The organism is Microbacterium sp. SORGH_AS_0421, from assembly GCF_030818635.1.
Classification (GTDB): domain Bacteria; phylum Actinomycetota; class Actinomycetes; order Actinomycetales; family Microbacteriaceae; genus Microbacterium.
Genome location: NZ_JAUTAO010000001.1, coordinates 2,767,773 through 2,788,960, shown reverse-complemented (window position 1 = coordinate 2,788,960; position 21,188 = coordinate 2,767,773). Strand labels below are relative to the sequence as shown.

Annotated in this window: 21 protein-coding genes and 1 other RNA gene; 14 read left to right on the top strand and 8 right to left on the bottom strand. The window is 67.7% G+C overall.

The genetic code is table 11. The annotated features are described in order from the left end of the window. Nucleotides 1-19 precede the first annotated feature (19 nt). The 3 genes from QE416_RS13255 (at nt 20) to QE416_RS13245 (ending at nt 1,933) form a co-directional block, all read left to right on the top strand. Entirely contained in the window at nt 20-1,042 is a 1,023-nt protein-coding gene (locus QE416_RS13255) for a hypothetical protein (protein ID WP_307316864.1), read from the top strand. 38 nt (nt 1,043-1,080) lie between these two features. Next, nucleotides 1,081-1,447, top strand: an RNA gene (rnpB, locus tag QE416_RS13250) — RNase P RNA component class A. A gap of 195 nt (nt 1,448-1,642) precedes the next feature. After that, on the top strand, nt 1,643-1,933 hold the full coding sequence (locus tag QE416_RS13245) for a hypothetical protein (RefSeq protein WP_267787240.1): 291 nt from the start codon (nt 1,643-1,645) through the stop codon (nt 1,931-1,933). A 3-nt stretch (nt 1,934-1,936) separates the two neighbouring features. Here the strand turns inward: QE416_RS13245 and ppgK are convergent, their stop codons facing one another. Next, nucleotides 1,937-2,722, bottom strand: a complete 786-nt coding sequence (gene ppgK / locus QE416_RS13240; RefSeq protein WP_210075004.1) for a polyphosphate--glucose phosphotransferase — start codon at nt 2,720-2,722, stop codon at nt 1,937-1,939. 96 nt (nt 2,723-2,818) lie between these two features. On the opposite strand from ppgK, the gene QE416_RS13235 reads away from it, so the two are divergent. The 3 genes from QE416_RS13235 to QE416_RS13225 are packed head-to-tail and all read left to right on the top strand — an operon-like array spanning nt 2,819 to nt 7,389. Further along, nucleotides 2,819-3,022, top strand: coding sequence for an SPOR domain-containing protein (locus tag QE416_RS13235; protein ID WP_210075006.1), 204 nt, complete (start codon nt 2,819-2,821; stop codon nt 3,020-3,022). Nucleotides 3,023-3,047: 25 nt separating this feature from the next. Further along, nucleotides 3,048-4,388 carry a type I glutamate--ammonia ligase gene (glnA, locus tag QE416_RS13230; protein WP_210075378.1) on the top strand — a complete coding sequence of 447 codons (1,341 nt, stop codon included), beginning with the start codon at nt 3,048-3,050 and terminating at the stop codon, nt 4,386-4,388. Nucleotides 4,389-4,398: 10 nt separating this feature from the next. Further along, the gene (locus QE416_RS13225; protein ID WP_267787241.1) at nt 4,399-7,389 is read left to right on the top strand and encodes a bifunctional [glutamine synthetase] adenylyltransferase/[glutamine synthetase]-adenylyl-L-tyrosine phosphorylase; all 2,991 of its coding nucleotides are present in this window, start codon (nt 4,399-4,401) and stop codon (nt 7,387-7,389) included. Nucleotides 7,390-7,435: 46 nt separating this feature from the next. Here QE416_RS13225 and QE416_RS13220 read toward each other — a convergent pair whose 3' ends face one another. Beyond that, nucleotides 7,436-9,136 carry a long-chain-fatty-acid--CoA ligase gene (locus QE416_RS13220; RefSeq protein ID WP_307316858.1) on the bottom strand — a complete coding sequence of 567 codons (1,701 nt, stop codon included), beginning with the start codon at nt 9,134-9,136 and terminating at the stop codon, nt 7,436-7,438. A 67-nt stretch (nt 9,137-9,203) separates the two neighbouring features. Between QE416_RS13220 and QE416_RS13215 the strand changes: the two genes are divergently transcribed. The 5 genes from QE416_RS13215 to QE416_RS13195 all read left to right on the top strand — a co-directional run bounded on the left by QE416_RS13215 (nt 9,204) and on the right by QE416_RS13195 (nt 12,622). Further along, nucleotides 9,204-10,067 (top strand): GNAT family N-acetyltransferase, encoded by an 864-nt coding sequence (locus QE416_RS13215; protein ID WP_307316856.1) that lies wholly within the window; start codon nt 9,204-9,206, stop codon nt 10,065-10,067. After that, a complete protein-coding gene (locus QE416_RS13210; protein ID WP_307316855.1) occupies nt 10,064-10,399 on the top strand; it encodes a hypothetical protein in 336 nt (111 codons plus the stop codon). The genes QE416_RS13215 and QE416_RS13210 overlap by 4 nt, the downstream gene beginning before the upstream one ends. Nucleotides 10,400-10,426: 27 nt before the next feature. Continuing rightward, nucleotides 10,427-10,738, top strand: coding sequence for a DUF2277 domain-containing protein (locus QE416_RS13205; protein WP_307316853.1), 312 nt, complete (start codon nt 10,427-10,429; stop codon nt 10,736-10,738). A 304-nt stretch (nt 10,739-11,042) separates the two neighbouring features. Beyond that, a complete protein-coding gene (locus QE416_RS13200) occupies nt 11,043-11,822 on the top strand; it encodes a hypothetical protein (protein ID WP_307316850.1) in 780 nt (259 codons plus the stop codon). Continuing rightward, nucleotides 11,819-12,622 (top strand): SGNH/GDSL hydrolase family protein, encoded by an 804-nt coding sequence (locus QE416_RS13195; RefSeq protein ID WP_307316847.1) that lies wholly within the window; start codon nt 11,819-11,821, stop codon nt 12,620-12,622. Before QE416_RS13200 ends, QE416_RS13195 begins: the two co-directional genes overlap by 4 nt. A gap of 74 nt (nt 12,623-12,696) precedes the next feature. Here the strand turns inward: QE416_RS13195 and QE416_RS13190 are convergent, their stop codons facing one another. Then, nucleotides 12,697-13,578 carry a M23 family metallopeptidase gene (locus QE416_RS13190; protein WP_307316846.1) on the bottom strand — a complete coding sequence of 294 codons (882 nt, stop codon included), beginning with the start codon at nt 13,576-13,578 and terminating at the stop codon, nt 12,697-12,699. Between the two features lie 299 nt (nt 13,579-13,877). On the opposite strand from QE416_RS13190, the gene QE416_RS16525 reads away from it, so the two are divergent. Next, nucleotides 13,878-14,408: a hypothetical protein gene (locus QE416_RS16525; protein ID WP_373458858.1), complete on the top strand. Its 531-nt coding sequence runs from the start codon at nt 13,878-13,880 to the stop codon at nt 14,406-14,408. 81 nt (nt 14,409-14,489) lie between these two features. Here QE416_RS16525 and QE416_RS13185 read toward each other — a convergent pair whose 3' ends face one another. From QE416_RS13185 to glnA (QE416_RS13175), 3 genes are all read right to left on the bottom strand, one after another. Next, a complete protein-coding gene (locus tag QE416_RS13185) occupies nt 14,490-14,849 on the bottom strand; it encodes a hypothetical protein (RefSeq protein ID WP_307316845.1) in 360 nt (119 codons plus the stop codon). Between the two features lie 112 nt (nt 14,850-14,961). Continuing rightward, a complete protein-coding gene (locus QE416_RS13180; RefSeq protein ID WP_307316844.1) occupies nt 14,962-15,324 on the bottom strand; it encodes a helix-turn-helix domain-containing protein in 363 nt (120 codons plus the stop codon). Between the two features lie 214 nt (nt 15,325-15,538). Continuing rightward, nucleotides 15,539-16,963, bottom strand: coding sequence for a type I glutamate--ammonia ligase (glnA, locus tag QE416_RS13175; protein ID WP_103209374.1), 1,425 nt, complete (start codon nt 16,961-16,963; stop codon nt 15,539-15,541). Nucleotides 16,964-17,096: 133 nt separating this feature from the next. On the opposite strand from glnA (QE416_RS13175), the gene QE416_RS13170 reads away from it, so the two are divergent. Continuing rightward, entirely contained in the window at nt 17,097-17,525 is a 429-nt protein-coding gene (locus QE416_RS13170) for an RDD family protein (RefSeq protein ID WP_307316842.1), read from the top strand. Between the two features lie 56 nt (nt 17,526-17,581). Here QE416_RS13170 and QE416_RS13165 read toward each other — a convergent pair whose 3' ends face one another. After that, a complete protein-coding gene (locus tag QE416_RS13165; protein WP_307316840.1) occupies nt 17,582-18,292 on the bottom strand; it encodes a DUF4191 domain-containing protein in 711 nt (236 codons plus the stop codon). 117 nt (nt 18,293-18,409) lie between these two features. Here QE416_RS13165 and QE416_RS13160 point away from each other — a divergent pair, with 117 nt between their 5' ends. Then, nucleotides 18,410-19,417 (top strand): hypothetical protein, encoded by a 1,008-nt coding sequence (locus QE416_RS13160; RefSeq protein WP_307316839.1) that lies wholly within the window; start codon nt 18,410-18,412, stop codon nt 19,415-19,417. A gap of 17 nt (nt 19,418-19,434) precedes the next feature. Here the strand turns inward: QE416_RS13160 and sucB are convergent, their stop codons facing one another. Beyond that, the gene (gene sucB, locus QE416_RS13155; RefSeq protein ID WP_307316837.1) at nt 19,435-21,150 is read right to left on the bottom strand and encodes a 2-oxoglutarate dehydrogenase, E2 component, dihydrolipoamide succinyltransferase; all 1,716 of its coding nucleotides are present in this window, start codon (nt 21,148-21,150) and stop codon (nt 19,435-19,437) included. Between the last annotated feature and the right edge of the window lie 38 nt (nt 21,151-21,188).

Genomic DNA, 21,188 nt, shown 5'->3' with positions numbered 1-21,188 from the left:
CGCTCGGTACGCTCGAAGGGTGATCGAGTTGCCGCCGTACCCCCGACGCGCCTCAAACGCCGAGGTGAGGGACGCCGATCCATTCGCCTATCGCCTCGCTGCGTCGGGCGCGGGGATCGTCGCCCTCGGATTCCTGCTCCTCGGCGGATGGGCACTCGTGCAGTTCGAGGTCATCAGAGCCCCGTGGCTTGATACGGTCGCGGGGCTGGTTGCTGTCGTCCTGCTGTGGGCGGGCGTCCTCGGGCTGGTGCTCGGGGCGGCACTCGTTGCCCATCCCGCCGACGTGCGGCGTGAAATTGCCCTGCACCGCTTCGCGCGCTCTGCGGGACTGTCGTACGCGCGGTTCGGCGCACCTCTCGAGATGGGCGGGGTCTTCTTCGCCGAGCGGGCCCCCGGAGCCGATCCCTCGTATGGCAGCACCTTCGAGCTGTACCGGCCACCCTTCGAAGATGCTCCGCTTCGCTTGGGCGTCGCCACGTTCCAGGGCGGCCGGGATGCCGCGCGCGGGCCGCGGCCCGCTTTTCGCTTCCTCGCTCTGCGGCTGCCCCGTCCGATGCCGCATATCATGATCGACTCCGTGCGTAACGGACGCCTCCGATCCGAGCTACCGAGCGTGCAACGGGTCTCCCTCGAGGGCGAGATGGACCGCCACTTCGCGGTCTACGCCCCTCCCGGCTACGCGCGTGACGCTCTGCAGGTCCTCACACCCGACGTGCTCGTCTGCCTCCTCGACCACGGACGTGACTGGGATGCCGAGATCGTCGATGATCTCCTCCTCGTGGCATCCACCCGATTCCGGCGGGGTCGGGATGAGACCGAGGTGCCCGCGCTCCTGCGCTTCGCCGCCCTCCTGGGCGCCGAAGTCCGTACGCAGGCCACGCCGTACACCGACCCGCGGGCATCGTCTCCGCGCACGCAAGTCGCCGCCGCAGGGCGGCGTCTGCAACGACGTTCCGTCTGCTGGGACGTCGCGATCCTGCTCGCGCTCGTCTTCGGCGTGCCCGCGGTCATCTTCGGTGGCATCCTCCTCGCCACTCGGTAATCGGTGAGGCCAGGCCGCCGTAGACTGGCCGATGCGAATGGGTCGGCTGGACGGTCGCGTCACGGGTTCGCCCGTGCCGAGGAACGTCCGGGCTCCACAGGGCAGGACGGTGGGTAACGCCCACCCGGAGCGATCCGCGAGACAGTGCCACAGAGAGCAGACCGCCTCGGCCCCTCGGGGCCGGGGTAAGGGTGAAAGGGTGGTGTAAGAGACCACCGGGGTCGTGGTGACACGACCCGCGAGGTAAACCTCGTCCGGAGCAAGGCCAGACAGGGGATGACGACGCGGCTCGCCGAGTCCCCGGGTAGGCCGCTGGAGCGGCACGGCAACGTGTCGCCGAGAGAGATGACCGTCCACGGGGTTTCGACCCCCGGACAGAACCCGGCGTATAGGCCGGCCCATTCGCGCTTTTCCACGCCGACTCGCCGTTCTCACCGACGTCACCGCAGACCTGGCCCGAACAGACGCCGCGCGAGGGACACGCGCGCCGGAGGGCCGTCGAGGCCGAGCTCGAGCGCAAGACCGTCGGCTCGTCGAACCGATGTCGAGTGTCGCACATATGTTCTACACTCGAGCACGGCCGGGAAAGGGGTCCGGCGCATGGGTACGAGGGTCAGCGACGAGATGGTCGCCCGGGTGCTGGCATCCATCGCCCCCTGCACGCTGCAGCCCGAGACGTGGGGGGCGCGAGCGATCGACTGGTATCCGCAGAAGCGCCCGGTGTGGGCATGGGTGACCTGGCCGAACCGCGCCGCGACCCGCGAGCCCGCCTGGGCGACGGGTGGCAACGACCGCGTCGTCATGCTCGAGGTGCCGTGCGAGGGCGGGCACTGGGCGCCCGTCGTGTGGCGGAACGCGGTCAGCGTCCGACGGATCGAGAACGCCGCGTGAGCGCTACTTGACCGCCGGCAGGGCCTCGGGCACCGGCACGGCGAGCGAGGCCGCACCGATGATGCCCGCGTTGTTACGGTGCTTCGCGGGCACGATCGGCGCGCGGAGCTTCAGCAGCGGCAGGAAGTTCTCGGAGTGCTTCGAGACCCCGCCGCCGACGACGATGAGGTCGGGGCTGAAGAGGAACTCGACGTAGTCGTAGTACCACTGCAGACGCTTCGCCCACTTCTCCCACGACAGCTCCTCGCGCTCCATCGCGGAGTAGGCCGCGAAGTGCTCGGCGTCCTTCTTGTGGCCGGCGCGCTGCAGGTGACCCAGCTCGCTGTTGGGCACGAGCACGCCGTCGTAGATCATCGCCGACCCGATTCCGGTGCCGAGCGTCGTGAGGATGACGAGACCGTCGACGCCCTTCGCCGCGCCGTAGCGGACCTCGGCGATGCCGGCGACGTCGGCGTCGTTGGCGAAGTGGATGTCGCGCGAGAGCCCGTGCTCGAAGAACTTCTCGGCCTCGAAGCCGATCCACGACTTCGACACGTTCGCGGCCGACAGGGTGCGGCCGCCCTTCACGATGGCCGGGAAAGCCACGCCCAGCGGCAGATCCGCGGGCGCTTCGAGGGTCTCGAGCACCTGGTGCACGGCCGCCAGCACGTCGGCAGGCTCCGCGCCCGCGGGGGTTGCGACCTTGACGCGGTCGCTGACGAGCTCCCCGGCATCCAGATCCACGATTCCGGCTTTGATGCCGGTTCCGCCGATGTCCACTCCGACCGCACGAGACGCATTCGTTGCCATACCCCTCAGCCTATCCAGCCGCACGGTCGGGATCAGTAGGATCGGGGGAGCACCGGCGGTTCGCGCCGAGACGCGAGATCCACGTGAGGAGCGATCGTGAGCGACGAAGACAAGAAGTACTGGTACAACCTCGAGACCGGCAAGGTCGAGCAGGGGTACGAGTCGCCCGCGGTGGATCGTGCCGGTCCCTTCGACACCGCCGAAGAAGCGGCCAACGCGCCGCAGCTCATGAAGGAGCGGTCGAAGCAGTGGGCCGAAGAAGACGCCCGCGACGACTGGGGCTCCGGCTCCGCCCGCTGAACGCCCACCGAAACGAGGGATGACGATGGACAAGCAGCGCGATTTCGTCTTGCGCACGATCGAGGAGCGGGGCGTCAAGTTCGTCCGCCTCTGGTTCACCGATGTGGTCGGCACGCTGAAGTCGGTGGCGATCGCCCCGGCTGAGGTCGAGGGCGCCTTCACCGAGGGGCTCGGCTTCGACGGCTCGGCGATCGAGGGGCTCACGCGCTCCTACGAGTCGGACCTGCTGGCGCACCCCGATCCCACGACCTTCCAGATCCTGCCGTGGCGCGGAGAGATCGACCCGACGGCGCGCATGTTCTGCGACATCACGACGCCCGACGGCCAGCCGGCCGTCGCCGACCCTCGCCACGTGCTCAAGCGGACGCTCGCGAAGGCGGCCGACGCCGGGTTCACGTTCTACACGCACCCCGAGATCGAGTTCTACCTGCTGAAGTCGTCGCAGCTCGGCGCGGACGGACGCCCGCAGCCCGTCGACTCGGCCGGATACTTCGACAACGTCCCCGGCGGCACGGCGCACGACTTCCGCCGCCGTTCGGTGCGCATGCTCGAAGACCTCGGCATCTCGGTCGAGTTCAGCCACCACGAGGGCGGTCCCGGTCAGAACGAGATCGACCTGCGGTATGCCGACGCGCTCACCACGGCCGACAACATCATGACCTTCCGCACGGTGGTGAAGGAGGTCGCGATCGAGCAGGGCGTGTACGCCACCTTCATGCCCAAGCCCATCAGCGGCCAGCCCGGCAGCGGCATGCACACGCACCTGTCGCTCTTCGAGGGCGACATGAACGCCTTCTACGAAGAGGGCGGGCAGTACCAGCTCTCGAAGGTCGGTCGCCACTTCATCGCGGGCCTGCTCCGCCACGCGAACGAGATCTCGGCCGTGACGAACCAGTTCGTCAACTCGTACAAGCGTCTGTGGGGCGGCGACGAGGCACCGAGCTTCATATGCTGGGGCCACAACAACCGCTCCGCTCTCGTGCGCGTGCCGCTGTACAAGCCCAACAAGGGCCAGTCGACCCGCGTCGAGTACCGCGCCCTCGACTCCGCCGCGAACCCCTACCTGTCGTACGCGCTCATGCTCGCGGCCGGACTCAAGGGCATCGAGCAGGAGTACGAGCTCCCCGCCGAGGCGGAGGACAACGTGTGGTCGCTCAGCGACACCGAGCGCCGTGCCCTCGGCTACGCGCCGCTTCCCGCGAGCCTCGACCACGCCCTCGAGTACCTCGAGGAGTCGGAGCTCGTCGCCGAGACGCTGGGCGAGACGGTCTTCAAGTACGTGCTGCTCAACAAGCGTCGCGAGTGGCAGCAGTACCGCGCCCAGGTGACGCCGTTCGAGCTCGCGAGCAACCTCGAAGCACTCTGACGGTCGTTCCATGACCTCGGGCGATCGCTCCACCGCGCTCACCGCCCTGGCTCGCACCGGCTTCTCGCGGCTCGCCGAAGCAGACTCCCTGCTCGGCGAGCTCGAGGAGTCGGTGGGGGTCGGACGGGCGGATGCCATGCAGCTCGCGCAGCGCGTGGCGGATCCCGACCGTGCCCTCCTGTCGATCCTGCAGGTCGCCCGCCGGGATCGTGACGCGGTTCGCGCGACGGCCGCCGACGCCGGCGCGTGGCGGGCCCTGTGGGATCTGGCCGGCGCCTCCGACGGGTTCGCCGAGTTCTACCTCCGCCACCCCGACGAGCTCGCCCACCTGTCGGGTGCCGGTCTGACGCTGCCGGACGAGCCCACCATGAGGGCCGAGCTCCTGGCATCCGTCGGCGATGTCGAGGGTTTCGCGTCGGATTCCTCGGATGCCGCGTGGGTCGCATTGCGCGTGCGCTATCGCCGCTTGCTGGCCCGGATCGCGGCGTACGACCTCGGCCAGGATGACCCGGCGGGGGCGATCCCCGTCGTTTCCTCCTCACTCGCCGATCTGGCGGGAGCCGCCCTCGAAGCCGCGCTGAGCGTGGCTCGGGCGCGGGTGTCCGGTGCCGGGCCGGGGTCCTTTCCGCGCGAACAGGTGGAGGCGACCCGGTTCGCCATCATCGCAATGGGCAAGACCGGCGCACGCGAGCTGAACTACGTCAGCGACGTCGACGTGATCTTCGTCGGGGGAACCGCCGACGAAGACGTGGTCTCCGAGGCGAGGGCGATCGATATCGGCACCCGCCTCGCCGTTCAGACGATGCGCGGCATCTCGGGACCCGAAATCGAGCCGCCCCTGTGGGAGGTCGACCCGAATCTGCGCCCCGAGGGCAAGCAGGGCGCGCTGGTGCGCAGCCTCGCCTCGCACGAGCAGTACTACGCCCGGTGGGCCAAGAGCTGGGAGTTCCAGGCGCTGCTGAAGGCCCGGGCCATCGCGGGGGACGCGACGCTCGGCGCTGAGTACGTCGCGGCGGTCCAACCGCTCGTCTGGCACAGCGCCGCGCGCGAGAACTTCGTCGAGGGCGTGCAGCGCATGCGCGAGCGCGTGACCGACCACATTCCCGCAGCCGAGGTCAACCGTCAGCTCAAGCTCGGCCCCGGCGGCATCCGTGACGTCGAGTTCACCGTGCAGCTGCTGCAGCTCGTGCATGGTCTCACCGACGAGCGCATCCGCCAGCGCGGAACGCTCGAGGCGCTCGACGCTCTCGTGGCCGAGGGCTACATCGGTCGCACCGAGGCCGAGGCCTTCGGCCGCGACTATCGTCTGCTGCGGCTGCTCGAGCACCGCCTTCAGCTCCGGGGTCTGCGCCGGACGGCCCTGCTGCCCGAGAAGGACGACGATCTTCGGGTGCTCGCACGAGCGTCCCGCCTGGCCGACTCGGCATCCGGAGTGCAGGCGGTGTGGGAGGGCATCAAACGCGAGGTGCGCGACATCCACGTGCGCCTGTTCTACCGCCCCCTGCTCTCGGCCGTCGCCGCCCTCCCCGAGGGGGAACGGACGCTCTCGACCGAGCAGGCGCGCGATCGGCTCGCCGCGATCGGCTTCCGCGACCCGGCCGGCGCGCTGCGCCACATCGCGGCGCTGACCAGTGGGCTCAGCCGCAAGGCCACCATCCAGCGGCACCTCATGCCGATCATGATCCGCTGGTTCGCCGACGGCGTCGACCCCGACTACGGTCTGCTCGTCTTCCGCCGCATCAGCGAGCGGCTCGGGAACACCCCGTGGTTCTTGCGCATGCTGCGCGACTCGGCGGGCGCTGCCGAGAGCCTCACACGCGTGTTGTCCGGCTCGAGGTACATCGGCGAGCTCATGGAGTGGATCCCCGAGTCGGTCGCCTGGCTCGACGACGACGCCCTGCTGCGTCCCCGCTCGGGCAAGGCCCTCGAAGAAGAGGCGCGAGCGATCCAGACGCGGTGGCAGAACATCGATGACGCGATGCGCTCGGTGCGCGCCCTCCGCCGCCGCGAGATGCTGCGCGTCGCGATGGCCGCGGTGCTCGGCACCGTGTCGCTGGAGGAACTCTCCGACGCTCTCACGACCATCACCGAGGTCACGATCCAGGCCACCCTGCGCGCCGTGCGCCGGGTCGTCGTGCCGCCCGAGGACGACGACCTCGACTTCGCGGTCATCGCGATGGGACGCTTCGGCGGCCGGGAGATCGGATTCGGTTCCGATGCCGACGTCATGTACGTCTACCGCGCGAACGGCGTCGACCCTCAGCGGGCGGGCCAACTCGCGCTCAAACTCGTCGCGGGCCTGCGCGAGCATTCGGAAGACCACCGCCTGCCGCTCGACCTGGACGCCGAGCTGCGCCCCGAGGGGCGTAGCGGTCCCCTGGCCCGCTCTCTCGATGCGTACGCCGAGTACTACCGGCGATGGTCGCTGTCGTGGGAGGCGCAGGCTTTGCTGCGCGCCCGTGGCGTGGCCGGCAGCGTGAAACTGATCGGGGCGTTCCTCGACCTCGCCGACGAGGTGCGTTACCCGGAGTCGGCCGACCCGAACGGCCTGCGCGAGATTCGCCGGATCAAGGCCCGTGTCGAGAACGAACGTCTGCCGCAGGGCGCCGACCCGGCGCGACACCTCAAGCTCGGCCCGGGCTCGATCAGCGACGTGGAATGGCTCGTGCAACTCCTGCAGTTGCAGCACGCTCGCGCGACCCCCGCGATGCGCACGACGTCTACCCTCGAGGCGCTCGAAGCGGCCGTCGATGCGGGTCACATCGAGAGCGACGCGGCCGACAAACTCGCAGCGGCGTGGCACCTGGCGAGCCGTCTGCGCTCCGCGAACACCCTGCTGTCGGGGCAGACGAGCAACGTCCTCCCCGTCGACCGCGCCAAACTCGACGGCATCGGCCGCATCCTCGAGTACGCGCCGCGCTCCGCGACGCAGGTCGAGGAAGACTACTTCGGCGCCACCCGCCGCGCCCGCCGCGTCTTCGACAAGCTCTTCTACGGCTGACGGCCGCGAGCGAAGGGATGCCGCGAGACCGCGGCATCCCTTCCTCTCATGCTTTGGACATCAGGCGTTCGCGGACCTCACGGCGCTGCACCTTGCCGATGAGCGAGCGGGGAAGGTCGTCGACGATGACGACTCGACGCGGAACCTTGTAGGCCGCGATTCGCGCCTTGCAGAAGTCACGGATGGCGTCGGGCTCGACATGCACACCCTCGCGCAGCACGATCGCCGCGGCGACGTCTTCTTGGCCGCTGGACTTCGGAAGGGCGACCACGGCTGCTCCCGCGATGTCGGGGTGCGAGGTGAGGACGTCTTCGACCTCGCTCGGCGAAACGTTGAAGCCGCCGGTGATGATGATCTCTTTCAGTCGGTCGACGATGGTGACGAATCCGTCGGGCGAGACCGTGGCGATATCGCCCGTCCGCAGCCAGCCGCCGTCGAGCAGCGTCGCCGCCGTGTCGGACGGACGGTTCCAGTACCCCTGGAAGACCTGCGGACCACGCAGCAACAGCTCGCCGGCCTCGCCCTGGGGCCGGTCGACGGTGGGGTCGTCGGGGTCCACGACGCGGATGTCGGTGCTGGGGAACGGCACGCCCACCGTTCCGGGTCGGCGCGACGGTCCGATCGGGTTGCCGAGGGCCACGGGCGAGGACTCGGTCATGCCGTAGCCTTCCACGAGCAACCCTCCGGTCGCGGCCTCCCAGCGATCGACGGTCGCGACGGGCAGGCTCATCGCGCCCGAGATCGCGAACCGCACGGTGCTCAGATCGACGGTGCCGCGTGCTGCGGCGCGCGCAAGCTGGTCGTAGATAGGAGGAACGGCCGGAAGGAACGTCGGCGGACTCTTCTTCGCCGCCGCCGACACCAGCTCGAGGTCGTACTTGGGAAACAACACGAGTTTCGCGCCGATGCTCATCGCGAATGTGAGGCAGAGCGTGAGTCCGTAGGCGTGGAAGAGCGGGAGCACGCCATAGAACGTCTCTTCACCGTCGCGCAGGCCGGGTACCCACGCGCGACCCTGCATCGCGTTCGCGCGGAGGTTGGAGTGCGTGAGGACCGCACCCTTAGGCGTACCTGTGGTGCCGCTGGTGTATTGCAACAGTGCGATGTCGTCGAGAACCGGCCCCGCGTGCTTACGCGAGAGCGTGCCATGCGTCAGCAGCTTCTCCCACGCGAGCGGCCGCTTCGAGCGCGGGGTGCTCGTGAGCTGCTCACGCGCGGCCTTCGCCCTCGCGATGGGCAGACGCAGCGCCAGGCGCTTGGCCAGGGGGAGTGCGGCCGTGATGTCGACGCTGACGATCTTCTCGAGAGCGAGGTCGGCGGGGAATTCCGCGACCGTATCAGCCAGCTTGTCCCAGACGATGGCGAACCGCGCGCCGTGGTCCTCGAACTGGTGGCGGAGCTCGCGCGGGGTGTAGATCGGGTTGTGCTCGATGACAATGGCACCGAGTCGGAGCGCAGCGTAGAAGGCGACCACGTGCTGCGGGGAGTTCGGAAGCACGAGAGCGACGCGGTCTCCGGCCCTCACGCCGAGGCGCCGTAGTCCCTCGGCAGCCCGGGAGACCTGCTCGCCGAGCTCGCGATAGGTGGTGGGCGCGCCGAAGAATTCGAGTGCGATCTTCTTGCCGAACTGGGCGACCGACGCGGCCAGCATTTCGGGGAGCGTCTGCGAGGGCTCGTCGATCTCGAGGGGGACACCCTCGGCGTAGGAGGCAGACCACGGACGCGACGCGTAGGGAGACTCGGGCATGCTCCCATCCTTGCGTGCCCCTCCGACATGGCGGCGGAGGTTGACCTGAAGGGATGCCGCGAAGTCGGTGACCTGGTTCGATGGGGGAGTGCACTTCCGACCGCTGGCCGACGATGACCTCGCCGTCCCTCCCTCATGGTGGGCTGATCGCTCACTCGCCCGCGACCGTTGGCGCGACGACGAGACCCGATCAGCGGTTGTCGTCGACGGGGGCGAGATCGTCGCCGCGGGAGCGATCTGGCTCTCGCGACTGCACGAAGATCGATTCTGGCTCGAGATTGTCGTGGACCCCGAACGACGCCGACGGGGCATCGGAACCGCGCTGACACAGCACCTGTCTACGCTGCGCTCGCGCGACCTGCCCTTCATGGCACGCGGCTACGTCGACGACGAGAGCATGCACTTCGCCGATGCGTTGGGGGCTCGCACAATCCAGACCGTCCCGCCGGCGCGCGCGAGTCTCGACGCACTGACGGAGCTGCGCACCCACCCCGGGGTGCAACCGCTCACCGGTGCCGACAGCTCGCGCATCGAGTCGGCGTACGCGGAGCTTTATCGCTGGACGCACGAAACCTGGAGCCCGGTGCGAGCCGGCTTCGAAACCTCTCTCGCCGAGGGTCTCTGGGACGAGCTGGACGTCGAGGCCTCGGCTCTCGCGGTCGACGAATCGGGCCGCATCCGAGCCCTCGCTCTCACCTTCCGCGACACCGACCCCGCGCTGATCGTCGCCGAGACGATCGCACGCAACGAGCCGGAAGGGGAGCACCTGGTCGAGGGGTGCATCCGCCGCGCGATGACGATCCTCGCCCATCGCGGTCTCACCATGGTCGATTTCGACGGACACGTGAGCGACCCGCACTTCCTCCCCGCCCTCTCGCGCCTGCGTCCTGCCGGGCGCTGGTTTCGCCTCGTCGAGATCCCGGCCCCGTGAGCCGGGCCGGAGACCGCTGGACGCGCGAGCTGGATCGGCAGTTACGCGCGCGCGGACGCACCTGGGCGGTGCTCCTGATCCTGGGTGCTGTCGTGTTCGGGTCGCTCCTCGGCGCGTACGTGCTCTCGATCCTCGCGGACCTCAGCGCCGGCAGCATCGACTGGGACGACGCGCTCGGCTCCGGCCGAAGGCACATCCCCGCCGGGGTCATGGTCTGGGTGGGCGGCCCGTTCGCCGTGCTCAGCCTCGTCTACGGCGCCGCTCTCACCGTGCGCCTGGTCCGCGCCTGGCGCGACATGTCCCGCGAGGAAAAGCAGCGCCCCTCACGGTGAGCGGTCGATCGGCCTAGCCTGTCGGGCATGTGCCGCAACATCGTTCCCCTGCACAATTTCACGCCCCCCGCGACGGATGCCGAGTGCCACGACGCAGCGCTGCAGTTCGTACGCAAGATCGTGGGGACGACGTCGCCGTCGCGGGCGAATACGGACGTCTTCGATCGCGCCGTGGACGAGATCGCGGCATCCGTCCGGCATCTGCTCGACGACCTCGTGACGAACGCCCCGCCGAAGGTGCGCGAGGTCGAGTCGGCGAAGCGTCAGGCCCGCTCCGCCGAGCGCTACGAGGCGATCCGCGTGTTCCAGGAGCAGACGCGCGCAGCGCGCGCGGACTGAGACGGGATGCCGCCACTCCTGGCATATCCCGGCGAACGACGACGCCCGCCCCCGCGAAACGGCGGGAACGGGCGTCGATGTGGATGATCGGGCGATCAGACCCCGAAGTACAGCTCGTACGAAACCGAAGATAACGGCAGACATTGCTCGTCACTGGGAGTGCCGTGATTACGCGGTTTCAGCGCTGTTCGTCACAGCCAGATGAGGTGGGCTGGCGGGACTTTTGCGGACTGTCCGCGGACCTTCGAACGACCAAGGCGTCGCGCGCCTCGATGGCGTCGCGCATCGGCGGGCTTGCTGTGAGGTGCACGCCATCTACCTCGCGACAATGGGTAAATCATGGACCGCCGGCACTGGTTTGGTGCACAACGAAAGGGAGGACACGCCTGTCACGACGGTGGTTGCCGCGCGGCAGGTGGATGTTAGCCAGGTAGCGGCGACGCAGGCCGATGTCGCGGTCAAGACCAGCAGGCGGTCACTGCCGCGGCCGATGCGGGGGGCGTTCGCGGGGGCAGCGGATTTCGACGCGGACCGTGCGGGGCAGTCGGCGTTCCAGGCGGGCCAGTCCGCGGTGACCGCGCTGGGCCACAAGAACGACGCGAAGGCCTCGGCGGATGCCTCGGCTGGCTCCGCTGCCGAAGCCGCAGCGACTCTCGTCAAAGACGTACCCGGTGGCGTTCCCACCCTGGACGGGAACGCCCGCGTACCGGATGTCCGGCTACCCGAACGGTTGTCTTCGGATGCTCTGAGCGTCACGATCGACGCGCGCTCGGGTGCTGACTTCTTCTCTCAATCACGAGCCGGGGGTACCCCGAGCGCTATCGCACCGCTTGCCACCCTGGATGTGCTGAACACCGCACTATCGCCGTGGCTTGCCGCGAACTACAGCACGGGTGACTTCTTCACTGTGGCGGTGCCAACGCCAATCATCGGCGTGACGCTGCCCATCGGTTACGGCCCGGTGGGCAATATCGAAGTCGCGGTGTTCACCTCGACTACCGACACCACACCTGCGTTGCCGCAGAACGCCTTGCGCACGTATCGCAAGGTCGCGACTACCGGGGTTTCGACGCGTCAACGTTGAGCATTCTGGGCCAGAGCCAAGCGATGATTCCGTTCCAGGACATCGTGACGCTCCCGCCGGGAGAGTACGCGGTCGCCGTATGGTGCTCCACGACGACGATCTCTCTCGTGCACAAGCTCAGCAACACGCTCAAGGGGCTACAGCTGGGAGCGGCGTCGATTTCGAGTAACGAGGGCATGCCGGAAACGTTCCAGAATGAGGTCGGCGGCGGGCGAACGGTCGCCCTCACGGTGCGCATTGCTGCACCGCCGACCCTTGGCGCAGCCCCATTCCTCGGTGACTCCATCACTCAGGGCGGCAACAACTGGATCCTGGCCGCGGTCGCGATGGCGGGAGCGCAGTTCACGCCCGTCAATCGAGGCGTCGGAGGCGAGACAACGGCTGGGCTTCGCGCCCGCGTGGACGCAGTAATCGCCGACGCCCCGTCGGTTACCTTCGTTTTCGGCGGCGCGAACGACCTCGGTCAGGGGGGCGCTCCCGCGACGACCATCGCGAACCTGAAGGCGATCCACGACGCGATCCTGAAGCAGACGGATGCACGCGTCATCGCAGCCACGGTGATGCCGCGCGGGTCGGTCGGCTCGGACTCCCCGGTGCCTGTCATGATCGCGAGCCGAGCCCAGATCAATGGGTGGCTGCACTCGCTGCGCCACCCTCGACTGACCCTCGTGGATTGGTCGCGTGCCATGTCCACAGGTGACGACGCAACGTACAACCCGCTGCTGTCCACCGACTATGTGCACCTCAACGCGCGAGGACAACGGCTGATGGCAACCTACGCCGCGAACGCCCTCCGCTGACCGCGCGGTAAAAAGCCCCCGGCTACCCCTTCACAGGGTGACCGGGGGCAGCTCGTCGTGCATGCCGCGGCGTTCTACACGCCGTATACGGCGCAGACGACGCTCCAATCGCCTTCACCAAGACCGAGAACGTCGGACGCGTTGGCAGGCGGCTCGGGGATGAGGTTCTCCGACGGGAGTCCCACCCTTCGCGTCTCGGAGTTGTACGCGCCGACGACACGTCGCCAAGCGTCGTACTCGCTCAGATTGGCGAACACGTGGCGTCCCGTTTGACCCCCGTTGCTCTGCCGGAACGATCCGCCGAAGATGGCGATTTCACCGCTTGACTGGCGTCGAATGTACATGATGTTCTCGCTTACTCCGCCGGATCGCGGGGCGGGGGCTGGGGCCGGGGTGTTGGACTGATAGTTGCTCAAGAATGCAAGAGGATCGACGTTTGAGCCGTTACGGAAGACTTCGAAATGGAGGTGGCGGGACAATCGGTTGGCACCGTATTGGGTGCCGCCCATGGTGCCTATTCGCTGTCCCGCCTGCACATGCGACCCTCGCGCGACTGATGGCGGCAAGGCAAAATGGGCGTAGAGCGTTTGCACGCCCTGCCCATGGTCGATTCGGACAAAGTTCCCCCAGCCGTGGCCATCGCCGGTGGTAGTGCCCCATTGGCCGCCCACGACTGTTCCGTCCATAACTGCGTGTATCGCCGCGCCCGAGTCTCCCTGGCTGTCGATACCCATATGCCGGCGACCGTTCTCCCGAGGGTCGAGATACTTCTGCCCGTCGCCGCCAAGATATCGCCACGGGTCTGTCGGGTAGAACATGCCGCCGGGCGTTTGGGCCAGGGCTGAGGCCGGAGTTGCCGAGAAGACGATTCCAGCCAAAACCGCGAGAGCGCCTGCCGACAATGCCTCACGTCGCCCAATGCCGCTGAGTGGACCTGAATTGTCAGCATCATTCACCACGCCACCATACCGACGTAGCGCGTGCGTCCGTGTGCATGTATACATTACCCGACGTTGGATACTCGAGAGCTGGAATGGGGCCGAGGCCACCGTCACGCTGCCCGTTGCGTGGCCGCTGTCGCAGCGTCATATCTTCGGCACGGAGAGCGACGACTGAAACTGCCGACAGTGTTGTTACCGGCGCGGGCAGTCTGGCGACTCAGGCGAGGCACAGCTGATGTCCCCCATTTGGCCGACTAGTGGCGGTTTCCAGCGGATCGATAGCATTCGACCAGCTCGCAATCAGCGCAGCGAACATGGGGGAGTGGATGAAGCAGAATGAGGACACTCGCGGACGCATCCGTCGAGTGGTGACCGGGATAAGTGTGGCCGCTGTGGTGTGCGGGGCGGCACTATTCGGCGGTGCAGTGCCAGCTCAGGCATACGACACGGGCACGTTTCGTGCCTGGTCCCACATCGAAAGCTATGGGTGGACAGACTGGAACGGTACCAAGTCGCTGGGCTTGCGCCTAGAAGCTGTACGCATCTATCAGAAGACGGACAAGACGCTTTGCGCGCGAGCTCACGTCGCCACCATCGGGTGGCAGGGGTGGCAGTGCACTTCCACGTCTAACCGGCAGATCGACATCGGGACGACCGGACGAGGAGTCGCGATCGAGGCGATTCAGATGTACACCCCCGGCCGTAACCTCCGCTTGAACGCCCACATTCAAAACATCGGAGATGTAACCGCGATGAGCGCAGGACCTGGGTACATTGTGCAAGTCGGGACAACCGGACGCGGACTTCGAATGGAGGAATTTTCCTTCTCGCCATACGACTGGTGACCTTTAACTGAACGACGCCCCCGGTGTCCCTCTTTGGAGGTGACACCGGGGGCCGTTTCGTCGTTGGCCGACTGCAAGCAGTTAGACGTTGGCCGCGTTCACTTCGTCGAAATCAAAGCCGACGTCACCGTGCTCCACCGTCGGGAGCAGCAGAGGCTTCCCAAAGACGCGAGCTGAAAGTGTTGAGACAGCCTCTCGCGCGTAGGGCAAAAGTGTCATCACGGCTACTTCGTCACCGAAGCCGCGGACCGTGGCCAAGTCGGCCGGAGCGCCTTCGTCCAGCGAATACTCCGCGGCAACGGCAGCCACAATCTCGCCCATGAACGGGTAGGCGGTAACGACCAAGCGGACACCGAAAGACGATTCGTCCGCGTAGCTTTGCAGCAGCATTCCTACGTCGACCATCTCCTGGTTCTCAACGCGCTGCTTATTCTCGTCCACCTGGCGAGCGGTGACCTCGTGGAAATCAATGCTTCGCAACGTTGACCGCGTGAAGAGATCCTTTATTCGAGCCAGCTCCTCGTCCGTGGCGGGTGCGGGGGGGCGTCCGCGCTCATGCGGTGAGCGTGAAGTCGGTGCGCTTTGACGGAGCGACCCAGACGGTCGCCCCCTTGTGCCCGCGGACGAACAGGGGAGCCTGCAGCGCTGCCCGAGTCGACATAGCGGAGGTGCTTGACCGCTCACCGTAGGAAATCACGCGATCAAGAGCGTCATCGCGCCGTACCTCGTGGGTCACGATGGCGCCCACCGCGTTCGCATAGCGGCGGCGCAGTGTGGAAAGCTGCGGATCTGCGTCGTACCGCTCAAGCTTCTGCACGGCCTGCTGGGTACGCCCCATGAGGTCCGCGACGTCATGCTGAGTGAATCCCGCCTCACGGCGGATCGCGACGGCCATGATGGGGTGCCAGGTATCCACGTGTGCCGGATCCTTCCTCCGGCCGAGGACATACGGTTACGACACATCACCGACAACGCCCTACGGCGAATCCGCCGCACCCCGGGGTCTACGCCGAGGATGGAGCACCATCCCCGTGGTGCGCTGCAACGCGATCCTCGTTAGCGCCCAGGTAACGACGCCGCCCGCCCCCGCGATACGGCGGAGACGGGCGTCGACGTGAATGATCGGGCGATCAGACCCCGAAGTACAGCTCGTACTCGAAGGGGTGCGGGCGCTGGGCGATCGGCTGGATCTCGTTCTCGATCTTGTACTCGATCCAGGTGTCGATGAGCTCCTGCGTGAAGACGCCACCGGCGAGCAGGAACTCGTGGTCGGCGCGCAGAGCCTCGAGCGAGTCGAGGAGCGAGTTCGGAACCTGCGGGATGTTCTTGGCCTCTTCGGCGGGGAGTTCGTAGAGGTCCTTGTCGACGGGTTCGTGCGGCTCGATGCGGTTCTTGATGCCGTCGATGCCGGCCATCAGCTGGGCCGCGAACGCCAGGTAAGGGTTGCCCGAGGCGTCGGGCGCACGGAACTCGATGCGCTTGGCCTTGGGGTTGGTGCCCGTGATCGGGATGCGGATGGCGGCGGAGCGGTTACCGGCCGAGTACACCAGGTTGACCGGCGCCTCGAAGCCCTTCACCAGACGGTGGTAGCTGTTGAGGGTCGGGTTGGTGAAGGCGAGGACGGCGGGCGCGTGCGCCAGCAGACCACCGATGTACCAGCGGGCGATGTCGGAGAGCCCGCCGTAGCCGGTCTCGTCGTAGAACAGCGGCTTGCCGTCGTTCCACAGCGACTGGTGGGTGTGCATGCCCGAGCCGTTGTCACCGAAGAGCGGCTTCGGCATGAAGGTCGCAACCTTGCCCCACTGCTCGCAGGTGTTCTTGACGATGTACTTGAACTTCAGGATGTCGTCGGCCGCGTGCAGCATCGTGTCGAAGCGGTAGTTGATCTCCTGCTGACCACCCGTGCCGACCTCGTGGTGCGAGCGCTCGAGTGCGAAGCCCGCCTCGATCAGCTTGAGGGTGATGTCGTCGCGGAGGTCCGCCGTCTTGTCGACGGGGGAGACGGGGAAGTAGCCGCCCTTGTACGGGGTCTTGTTGGCGAGGTTTCCGCCCTCTTCTTCGCGACCGGTGTTCCAGGCGCCTTCCTCGGAGTCGACCGAGTAGAAGCTCGAGTTCTGCTTCACTTCGTACCGCACGTCGTCGAAGATATAGAACTCGGCCTCGGGGGCGAAGAACGCGGTGTCGGCGATGCCGGTGGAGGCGAGGTACTTCTCGGCCTTCTTGGCGACCTGGCGCGGGTCCTTGCCGTAGATCTCACCGTTGCGCGGGTTGTAGATGTCGAAGATCATGACGAGGGTCTTGGCCTCGCGGAACTGGTCGACGTACGCCGTAGTCACGTCGGGGATCAGCTGCATGTCCGACTCGTGGATGTTCGCGAACCCGCGGATCGACGAGCCATCGAACAGCTGTCCGACGGTGAAGAACTCCTCGTCGACGGTCGAGGCGGGGATGTTGAAGTGCTGCTGCACACCAGGAAGATCCGTGAAACGGATGTCGAGGAACTTGACGTCCTCGTCCTGGATGAACTTGAGCACCTCGGACGAATCTTTGAACATGAAGACTCCAGAGGTAGAACATTCGGGATCATGCCGGCCTCGGCCAGCCTCCTCGACCCTACCCAGAACCGGTGTCCCGGTCATATCTCGCATGTTTCGGGGATGTTACGGGGCCCCGATTACGCTGGATGCCGTGAGCCTCCCCGCCGAGAACGAGTATCCGGGCCAGCGGCTCGGCCTTCCCCGCGAGGGTCGCGGCTCCATCGCCCGGCCGGGGCGCCGGATCGCGGCGCTGTTGATCGACGTCGCGAGCGCCGGTCTGATCGGATACGCGTTCTTCTCCGCCCCCGACCCTGTGACCGGCGTCCCGTTCGCGAACCCGATCGCGACGAACCTCATCTTCTTCGTCGTGCAGATCCTGTTCATCCCGCTCTTGGGCGGAAGCCCGGGGCACCGGATCATGGGGATGCGGCTCGAGCTGGCATCCGGGGGCTGGGTGGGCGTCTGGCGCCCGATCGTCCGTACCGTACTGCTGGCCGTGATCATCCCCGCGGTCGTGTGGGACGCCGATCAGCGTGGCCTGCACGACAAGGTGGTCGGCACGGTTCTCGTCCGCACCTGAACCCGACAGCACCGATGAGAAAGGCCCCCGCCACAGCGGGGGCCTTTCTCATCGAATCAACGGGGGCGCGGTGAGCGCATCTTGGTCGGGTCGACACCCTTCGGAATCGGCAGCGACGACAACCCCTGCGACACCGACGAGACGCGCTTGATGACGGCGGCCATCGTGGAGCGGTCGACCTTCTTCGGCAGCGCCTTGATGGTCGAGGCCAGCTTGGCGATCGGCACCTCCTCGTCGCCATGACCGACGTAGAGCACGGTGACCGGGACGCCCGCCGCGACACGCGTCACGCGGGAACGCTCCTCGCCGACGAGACGCGTCAGCCGGCTGCGGTTGCCCTCGCCGATGAGCACGACGCCACCGCGGCCGATGGCGCGGTAGACGGCCTCCTGCGTGCGGGGGTTGACGCCGATCGGCGCCTCCGAAGCCTGCCAGTTACGACCGAGAGACGACGACAGCACGTGCCCGGTCGCGCCGGGCATGCCGTCGATCTTCTTGTACATGGCCGTCGTCGAGAGACGTGTCATGGTGATCATCGAGGCCAGGATGCCGGCCAGCAGACCCGTCACACCCCAGAGGATGACGCTCCATGCGGCGAGCGGCGGGATGAGGAAGCCGACGAGCACGCCGAGGGCGATGCCCACCAGCACGATTCCGGCCAGCAGGAACGGCAGCCACCGGTACTCCTTCTGCGTGAAGGTGTACAGGGTTTTCAGCTGCGAGAAGAAGCCCGGACGCTTCTCGGGCGTGGTGGTGCGAGCGGCCATGAAACTGATTCTATCTTTGCCGCGAGACCTTCCTCCCCAGCGGACGGTTCCGCCGGATGGTCCCCGCTTCCGACTTTTCTCGACACGCGGTCGGAGCGGTTCCGCCACCATCGCGGGATGAGCAGCTCCACGGCATCCGTTCTCGCCGAACCGTTCGATGCGTACCTGCGGCGTCGCGCGCGCAGCACCGTCCCCCTCACCGCGGGGGAGGCGGTGACCGCGGCCGTCGGCCTCCTTCGCGGATGCCGCGGGGCAGCCGCCGCTCGAGAGGGAACGACGTGGTGGCTGACGGCGACCGGCTGCCCCGTGGCCGTGGACGACCCGGGCGGACAGGACGGCGTCGCCGCGACGGCGGAGAGCCTGGCGCACCTCGCCGAGATCGCCGCAGACCCGCCCACCCGCGACATCCTCGGTCGAGCACGAGAGAGCGTCCTGACCCGCCCTCCCCGGGATTGGGATGCCGTCGAAAGACGCCTCTTCTCGCACGCGGCGCCGCTGCCTCTCGTCCTCGGCCCGCTCATCCCGTCCGTCGAAGCCGCAGCGCCTTCACCCGAGCGCGAGGGTGCGGTGGCGCGTGTGCTCGAGTTGGTCGACGCCGATCTGGCCGAGGCGACGCGCAGCGCTCTCGAAGGCATCCGCGAGCGCTGGCGCACCTCACGGATGCTTCGACTCGCGACCGTCGGAGGGGGCCTCGCCGTGATCGCGGTCATCGGCTTCTCGCTCATTCCGGCGGAGCACAGCTCGGCGCCGGCCGCATCCGAACGGACGCTGATGGATCCCGCACCGACCTCCTCCACGCCGTGGCTGTCGGACCCGCCGCCGGTGGATGAAAGACGCCCGCTCTCCGATGACGTCGAAGAGATCGCGCGGAGGCTCTTCACGGACATCGCCGGATGCCGCGACGACAAGGCCTGCGCGTCGTCCTATGAGGAGAATTCGGTGTTCCCGCGGGAGCCTCTCCTCGCGGATGCCGCCGCGGGGGAGATCGAGGTGGTCGACGACTTCGGGGGAGTGACCGTCGTACGCGTCGACGCTGCAGGATCGACGCAGTACGTCACTCTCGTGCGGCAGAACGAGAGATGGCTGGTCCGCGCCGCCAGAACGGTCGCGGACCAGCCATCATGAGCTGGTGCTCGGCGGGATCAGATCCCGAGATCACCCTCGAACTGCGCCGCCTCGAGGCGAGCCTTGACCGTCCCGAGGAAACGGGCCGCGTCGGCGCCATCGATGATGCGGTGATCGTACGACAGCGCGAGGTACACGTACGAGCGCACCGCGATGGCGTCCTTTCCGTCGACCGAGACGATTCCCGGCTTCTTCACCACGGCGCCGAGGCCGAGGATCGCCGACTGGGGCAGGAACACGATGGGCGTGTCGAACAGCGCGCCGCGCGAACCGGTGTTGGTCAGCGTGAAGGTGCCACCGGCGAGCTCGTCGGGCTTCAGCTTGTTGTCGCGCGTGCGGGCAGCGAGGTCGGCGATCTCGCGCGCGAGCTGGGCGATGTTCTTGTCACCGGCGTCCTTGACCACCGGCGTCAGCAGGCCGCGCTCGGTGTCGACGGCGATCGAGACGTTCTCGTGAGCCGGGTAGACGATCTCGTCGCCCTCGACCGTGGAGTTGATGATCGGGTACGCCTTGAGGCCCTCGATGGCCGCGATCGCGAAGAACGGCAGGAACGAGAGCTTGTCGCCCGTCTTCTGCTGGAACTCGCCCTTCATGCGATCGCGCAGGGCGGCGAGCTTCGTCACGTCGACCTCGACGACAGTGGTCAGCTGGGCCGTGGCCTGCATCGATGCGACGGCGCGCTCGGCGATGACCTTGCGCAGACGCGACATCTTCTGCGTGGTGCCGCGAAGCGGCGAGACCTCGACGGGGGCGGCAGCGGCGGGAGCCGAAGCGGCGGGAGCCGCAGCCGGAGCCGACTTCGCGGCCTCGGCGGCCCTGAGGACGTCTTCCTTGCGAATGCGTCCACCGACGCCGCTGCCCTTGACCGAGGCCAGGTCGACGCCCTGCTGCTGAGCGAGGCGACGCACGAGCGGGGTCACGTAGGTGATGTCGTCGTTCGACGACGCGGCGGGAGCCTGCTCTACGGGCTTCTCGGCGGCGGGCGCGGGAGCCGCGGGCTTCTCTTCCGCGGCGGGGGCGGGCTGCTCGGCAGGCTTCTGCTCGGCCGCGGGCTGTTCCGCCGGCTTCTCCTCGGCGGCGGGCGCCGGGGCCTCGGGCTGAGCGGCCGGAGCCGCACCGCTGCCGATGCGCGCGAGAGCGGCACCGACGTTGACCGTCTCGTCCTCCTGCACGAGGATCTCCTGCAGCGTGCCGGCGACCGGCGAAGGGATCTCGGTGTCGACCTTGTCGGTCGAGATCTCGAGGAGGGGCTCGTCGACCGCGACGTCATCGCCGACGGCCTTCAGCCAACGGGTGACGGTGCCCTCGGTGACGCTCTCACCGAGCTCCGGGAGCTTCACCTCGGTCGAGTCGCCGGCGGCGGCCGGAGCCGGCTGCTCGGCGGGAGCCGCCTGCGCGGCCGGGGCGGACTCGGCGGGAGCGGCCTCTTCCGCGGGAGCGGACTCCTGCTCGGCGGGAGCCACCTGCGGGGCGTCGTCGGACGACGCGGCGCCCGAGCCGTCACCGATCTTCGCGAGGACCGCGCCGACCTCGACCGTCTCGTCTTCTTGGACCAGGATCTCCTCGATCACGCCCGAGATGGGCGAGGGGATCTCGGTGTCGACCTTGTCGGTCGAGATCTCCAGCAGACCCTCGTCCTCCTGGACGGTGTCACCGACCTGCTTGAGCCAGCGGGTGACCGTTCCCTCGGTGACGCTCTCGCCGAGAGCGGGGAGGACGACGGAAGTGCTCATGGGTATGTCTCCTTCGTACCGGATGCGGTACCTAGCTT

Coding starts and splice junctions, on each gene's coding strand:
- QE416_RS13245 (WP_267787240.1), top strand. CDS start 1,643: ATGGGTACGAGGGTCAGCGACGAGATGGTCGCCCGGGTGCTGGCATCC.
- ppgK (WP_210075004.1), bottom strand. CDS start 2,722: ATGGCAACGAATGCGTCTCGTGCGGTCGGAGTGGACATCGGCGGAACC.
- glnA (WP_210075378.1), top strand. CDS start 3,048: ATGGACAAGCAGCGCGATTTCGTCTTGCGCACGATCGAGGAGCGGGGC.
- QE416_RS13225 (WP_267787241.1), top strand. CDS start 4,399: ATGACCTCGGGCGATCGCTCCACCGCGCTCACCGCCCTGGCTCGCACC.
- QE416_RS13220 (WP_307316858.1), bottom strand. CDS start 9,136: ATGCCCGAGTCTCCCTACGCGTCGCGTCCGTGGTCTGCCTCCTACGCC.
- QE416_RS13205 (WP_307316853.1), top strand. CDS start 10,427: ATGTGCCGCAACATCGTTCCCCTGCACAATTTCACGCCCCCCGCGACG.
- QE416_RS16525 (WP_373458858.1), top strand. CDS start 13,878: ATGGGGGAGTGGATGAAGCAGAATGAGGACACTCGCGGACGCATCCGT.
- glnA (WP_103209374.1), bottom strand. CDS start 16,963: ATGTTCAAAGATTCGTCCGAGGTGCTCAAGTTCATCCAGGACGAGGAC.
- QE416_RS13165 (WP_307316840.1), bottom strand. CDS start 18,292: ATGGCCGCTCGCACCACCACGCCCGAGAAGCGTCCGGGCTTCTTCTCG.
- QE416_RS13160 (WP_307316839.1), top strand. CDS start 18,410: ATGAGCAGCTCCACGGCATCCGTTCTCGCCGAACCGTTCGATGCGTAC.
- sucB (WP_307316837.1), bottom strand. CDS start 21,150: ATGAGCACTTCCGTCGTCCTCCCCGCTCTCGGCGAGAGCGTCACCGAG.